Raw genomic sequence first — 5,612 nt, 5'->3', positions numbered from 1 at the left:
CAGAGGGAGACCTCTTCGACATAGCGCCGGAACACCTCGATGTCGGCGCTGGCCGCATACGGCTCCTCGCAGGTCTTGAGCGCGAACTTGCCCGCCTTGTACAGCGGGTTCTTGGTCAGCACGGCCGGGGCCGACGCGGCGCCGGCCGTCCCGCTGAACGCGGCGCTAGTGAGCACGCCGACGAGTAATGGCACGATCAAGGACCTCGGACGCATGGCACCGGACCTTACATGGGTGTCAGCCCACATGCGCCCAAACCCACATTGACTCGACCAGGACCTCGAGAGCGGTTGTAGCGGTGTGAGGCGCTGTGGCGATATCAGAGGGCAGGCGGGCGCCTTCGCGGATCGATGGGGGTTGTGGATGGGATCGGCCACCGGGGTGCCCGGCGATTCCCAGGCGCACGCGGCGCGGGAGCGGATCGCCTCGGTGGTGCGGCGAAGCGGGAGCGGCCTGCTGAAGCTGTCGCCGCACGCGGTCATCGCGACGTTGTGCGCCAGCGCCCTGGTGCCGCTGGCCTTCGAAGGCGCCGATGGTCCCGTCGCGGCCGGGGTGCAGGTGCTGGCCGGTGTCGGCGGCAACGTGCTGGCCGATGTGATCATCAAGTCGATGGACGCGGTACGGAGACGCGCCGCCGGCCGTCTGCTGTCAGGGGAGGAGATCGAGAACGAGATCGGAACCCAGCTCCTGCAAGCCCTGGAGGCCGCCAACAGCAACACGCCGGACCTGCGGCGGGAGATCGCCGGCGTGCTGCACGGGATCGATGCGGCAGGAGCCGCTCTGGAGGCCGCGCTCACCAGCGGAGACCAGCGGCTGCAGGCCCATCTCACGACGGTCTTCGCCGAGTTGAGCGGAAGCTTCGCCGAGTTCCGTCAACTGCTGGGCGATCTGTCGGGCAAGGCCACTCAGCTTCAGGACTTGCTGTACCGCCAGGCCGCCGAGCAACGGCACGATCGGGATCTCGCCCTTCAGCAGTCGGTGCAGCTGATCCTGATACGTGATGAGATAGCGGCCGTCAACCGGCGCGCGGCCACCTCGCAGCAGCAGGCGGATGCCCCCAGTCCTCGATGGTTGGACGAGGCGCCGTACCGGGGGTTGTGGCCGTTCGACCGCCACCATTCCCCGATCTTCTATGGCCGTGAGCGCGCCACCGCGAAGCTGCTGGGCAAGCTCGCTGAGCGCTTGCCCGGGGCGCGGCCGGCCATGGTCACCGGCGCGTCGGGGGCGGGCAAATCCTCCCTGCTGCGGGCCGGGCTGCTGCCCGCGCTGGCCCGCGGGCTGCTGCCCGGCGCCGTGAACTGCCGGGACTGGCCGCAGGTGGTGATGACTCCGACCGCGCGCCCACTGGATGAGATGGCGGTCCGGTTGAGCGCTCTGGGCGGGCTCGAACCAGGTGCGGTACGCCGCTCACTGGAGGCCAATCCGCAGGACGCGCACCTCACCGTGCGGCACGCCGTACTCGCTGATGCCGAGCGGCACGCCCGGCACGAGGCCGGTCGGCTCGTGCTGGTCGTGGACCAGTTCGAGGAGGTGTTCCTGCTGGCCGGCGGTCGGGAACGCGAGGCGTTCCTGACCGCCCTGGTCGCGGTCGCGGGCACGCCCGCGCTGGTCGTCCTGGCCGTTCGTGGCGACTTCGCCGCCACCTGCGCCGCTCACCCCACGCTGGCCGAGGCGTTGGAGGACGGGCAGTTCGTCCTCGGTCCGATGACCGAATCCGACCTGCGCCGGGCCATTACCGGGCCGGCGGGCATCGCCGGTCTGGAGGTCGAGGCAGGTCTGGTCGACAGCGTGCTGAGCGATCTGCGCTCGTACGCCGACGAGGGCGGCTATGGCGCAGGCGTGCTGCCCCTGTTGTCCCAGGCGATGCTTCTCACCTGGGAGAAGAGCCAGGGCGGAACGCTGACCAGCAGGACGTACGGGCTGGTCGGCGGCGTCGCCCATGCCGTGGAGTCGGCCGCCGAAGAGGTCTACGGGAGCCTGTCCGCCGAGCGGCGACGCCTGGCGCGCGAGGTGTTCCTGCGGCTGGCCGCCACCGGCCCGGACGGGCGGCCGGTGCGCCGCCGCGTCACGCGCGCCGAACTGCTGGGCTCGCACGCCGCCGGCCGGGCGGCCGACGTGAATGACGTGCTGGAGGCGTTCACCGAGCGCCGGCTCCTCGTTCAGGGCGGCGCCGACGAGGGGAGCCCACGCGGCACCGTCGAGATCGCGCACGACGTGCTGCTGAGCGCGTGGCCCAAGCTGCACGGCTGGCTCGACGACGATCGTAGCGACCACCTGGTGCTGCGGCAGTTCCTGGACAGCGCCGCCGACTGGCAGGCCAGAGGCCGCGATCCGGCGTTCCTCTACCGGGGCACCAGGCTGACGGCGCTGCAGGAGGCGTTCCCCCGCTGGGACGACGATCCTGTACGCAGCCCCGCGCTCACCGGCGTGCATCGCGCGTTCCTGCACGCGAGCGAGCGGGCGGCGACGCGGACCGCGCGGACCCGTCGCGTGGTCCTCGCCCTGCTCACCATCCTGGCGCTGGCGTCACTGACGGGCGTCGGCGTGGCGATGAACCGCGCCACCGAGGCGAGCAACCAGGAAAGCACCGTGCGCTCGCGCGAACTGGCCGGCCGCAGCGTGGAGTTGAGCGAGACCGATCCGGCTCTGTCCCGGCTGCTGGCTGTCACGGCCCATGAGATACGGGACACCCCGGATTCCCGCGCGGCCATGACCACCGCCCTGCTCAACCCTGCTCGCGCCGTGTTCACCGGTCACGTCGGCGAGGTCGAGAGGGTGGCGTTCGCCCCCGACGCGAGGACGCTGGCCTCGGCCGGACGTGACGGCAGCGTCCGGCTGTGGAACATCGCCACGGGCCGTCCGATCGCGCGCTTCACCACCGGGCCGGGCGAATGGGCGCGGGCAGTGGCTTTCAGCCGCGACGGCAAGCTCCTGTTCTGCGCGAGCGGTACGGAGGAATCCAACAGGGGCGCGATCTACATCTGGGACGTCGCCGGCCAACGGCAGGCCGGCGCCCCGCTCACCGTCGCGGACGTCATCGAGGGGCAGACCGTGCGCTTCAACGCGCTGGCACTCAGCCCCGACGGCGAGACGCTGGCCGGGGCGGGAGACGACGGCATCCTGTACCTCTGGGAGGTCGCCACCCGGCGGCGCCTCGCCCAGATCACCGCCGACCAGGTCGAGGACGTCGTCTTCAGCCCGGACGGGCGCGTACTGGCCACCGCCGGCACGGACGGAACCGTGCTGTTCTGGGACGTGGCCCGTCGCCGCGAGATCACGCCCCGGACGGCCACCCGCAAGGGCAACATCACGGCGTGGAAGGTGGCCTACACCCCTGACGGCACCAAGCTGCTGAGCGATGACAGCGATGGAACCGTGCGCTGGTGGGACACGACCACCCACCGCCGGCTCGGCGCCGCCCTCAAAGCCTCCGGTTCGGCGCTGGCCGTCAGCCCCGACGGCGTCACCATGGCCACCGGCGGTGAGGCGGGCACGATCGCCCTGTACGACCTCAGCACCCGCCGGCCGGTCGGCGCTCCCCTCGTCGGCCACACCGGCACGCCGCTGGACGTGGCCTTCTCCCCGGACGGGAAGGCGCTGGCCAGCGCCGGGAACGACGGAACCGTACGCGTCTGGGACCTCGTCCGCGGCCGGCAGATCGAGCGGCCCGTCACCAGGCCCGGCACCGGCGATGTCTACGAAATGGCCCTCAGCCATGACGGCCGTACGCTCGCCACCTCCAGCGGCACGAGCGTGCTGCTGTGGAACCTGGCCGGGCGCGACCGCCGCGGACGCCTCGTCGTGAGCCCGCTCGGGCAGCCCATCGCGCCGGGCAGGACCGGCGACGGCGGCCCGGTGGCCTTCAGCCCCGACGGCACGATGCTGGCCACCGGCGCGGCCGACGGCGTGATCGACCTGTGGACGGTCGCCACCCAGCGGCCGATCGGGCCACCGCTGCGCGGCCACACCGAGCACAACGGGCAGAGCTGGGTCCGCGGGCTCGCGTTCAGCCCCGACGGGGGGACGCTGGCCAGCACCGGCGCGGACGGCACCTTGCGGTTCTGGGACGTACGCGCCCGGCGGCAGCTCGGCCCGCCGGTGGCAGGCGTGCGCGGTTCCGCCCTGGCCTTCTCCCCCGACGGCGCCACCCTCGCGGCGGGGCTGGACGACGGGAGCATCCGCCAGTGGGATCGGCGTTCCCGCCGCGAGAAGGCCGCCCCGCTGCGCGGCCACATCGACGCCGTCACCTCCATCACGTACAACGCGGACGGCTCGCTGCTGGCCAGCGCGAGCAGCGACCGCACGATCCGGCTGTGGGATCCGCACGCGGTACGGCCGAAGAACCAGCCGCTCGTGGGGCACACCCACACGGTATGGAAGGCGGCCTTCAGCCCCGACGGCCGGCTGCTCGCGAGCGCAAGCCGTGATCGTACGATCCGGCTGTGGGACGTCGCCACCCAGCGGCCACTCGGCCGTCCACTGACCGGACACGACGGGGACGTCTCGGGGATCGCCTTCACCCCGGACGGCCGCACCCTCGTCAGCACCGGCTATGACTCCACCATTCGCGCGTGGAATGTGAACCTGCCCTCCGACCTCGAAGCCGCCGTATGCGCCCTGGCCCAGCGGCCGATCAGCCGCGCGGAGTGGAACCTGTACGTACCGGGCAAACCGTACGTGCCGACCTGCGCTGCCTTCGTACGCTGAGTTCAGCGTGCCGGCCGGGCGGGCGGCCTGAGGCCGTCCATCAGGAGGTCCAGCAGGCGACCGGCCTTGGCTTCATGCTCGCGCCGGGGGGCCACGGTGAAGATGCCGATGAGGGAGGCGGCGACGTCTTCGGCGGTGACGTCGGAGCGGAGGTCGCCCGCCGCGCGACCGGCGTCGGGAATCGTGGTGATGGCCGCCAGTGGCTCGCTCCGGGGCTGCGCATGGGCGATCTCGCCCGACTCGATCATCGCGAGCAGCGTGTCGAGCATGCCGTTCTTGGTCGCGATCCAGTCCCCGAACAGGTCCATCCAGCATCGCATCGCCGCGGCCGGGGGCAGTCGGCCGAGCACCTCGCGGGCGCCCTCCGACGTCCGCACGGTCCTGCTGCGTCCGGGCCCCGGAGTCAGCGGCCGCGCCTGGACCTGGGGCAGGGACGACAACGCCCATGCCGCCGTGTTCTCCGTCGACCGGCAGGTCGTCGCCCGAGACCGCATCCGCCGGCTCACGCTGCTGACCGGGGTCGTGACCATCGTGCGCCACGAGAACGATCTCGTCGTAGTGCGCGCGGCGACCGAAGCCGAGGCGCCCACTTGTGGAGTGGCAGATACCCTCCCCTGGGCGTCACCGCGAAGCGTCCAATGGAGAGGTGACGACCAGACTTTCCCGGGCCCCCTCGGGCAGCGTTGGCGCTGGCCGGGCTCATCGCCTCCGCCGCGGCGGGCGCGGCCCTTGCCTCCACCCGAACCACGACGCCCAGCGTTCCGGCAGCCCCCGCTCCGGAACCCGTGCAACCCCCTCCCCCAGCCCCTGCCGGGCCCCTCCATCGTCATCTTGGGCTCTTGACCCCTTCTCGCAGGCCAGAGAGAGATGATCTTGTAAGGCATGTAAGGCACTGTGGCGAGCGG

At 71.9% G+C, this 5,612-nt stretch carries 3 protein-coding genes; 1 reads left to right on the top strand and 2 read right to left on the bottom strand.

The window, feature by feature from the left end; translation table 11 throughout:
* A partial coding sequence (locus ACWCSD_RS46720; RefSeq protein ID WP_449925281.1) for a hypothetical protein occupies positions 1-194 on the bottom strand: 194 nt, incomplete at its 3' end.
* Between the two features lie 169 nt (positions 195-363).
* Here ACWCSD_RS46720 and ACWCSD_RS46715 point away from each other — a divergent pair.
* Positions 364-4,707 carry an NACHT and WD repeat domain-containing protein gene (locus ACWCSD_RS46715; protein WP_449925278.1) on the top strand — a complete coding sequence of 1,448 codons (4,344 nt, stop codon included), beginning with the start codon at positions 364-366 and terminating at the stop codon, positions 4,705-4,707.
* A gap of 2 nt (positions 4,708-4,709) precedes the next feature.
* Here ACWCSD_RS46715 and ACWCSD_RS46710 read toward each other — a convergent pair whose 3' ends face one another.
* Positions 4,710-5,027, bottom strand: coding sequence for an SbtR family transcriptional regulator (locus ACWCSD_RS46710; RefSeq protein ID WP_449925284.1), 318 nt, complete (start codon positions 5,025-5,027; stop codon positions 4,710-4,712).
* Between the last annotated feature and the right edge of the window lie 585 nt (positions 5,028-5,612).

Source organism: Nonomuraea sp. NPDC001684 (assembly GCF_053596515.1).
Note: the sequence above shows the minus strand (reverse complement) of the source record. Positions and strands in the feature narration are given on the sequence as shown.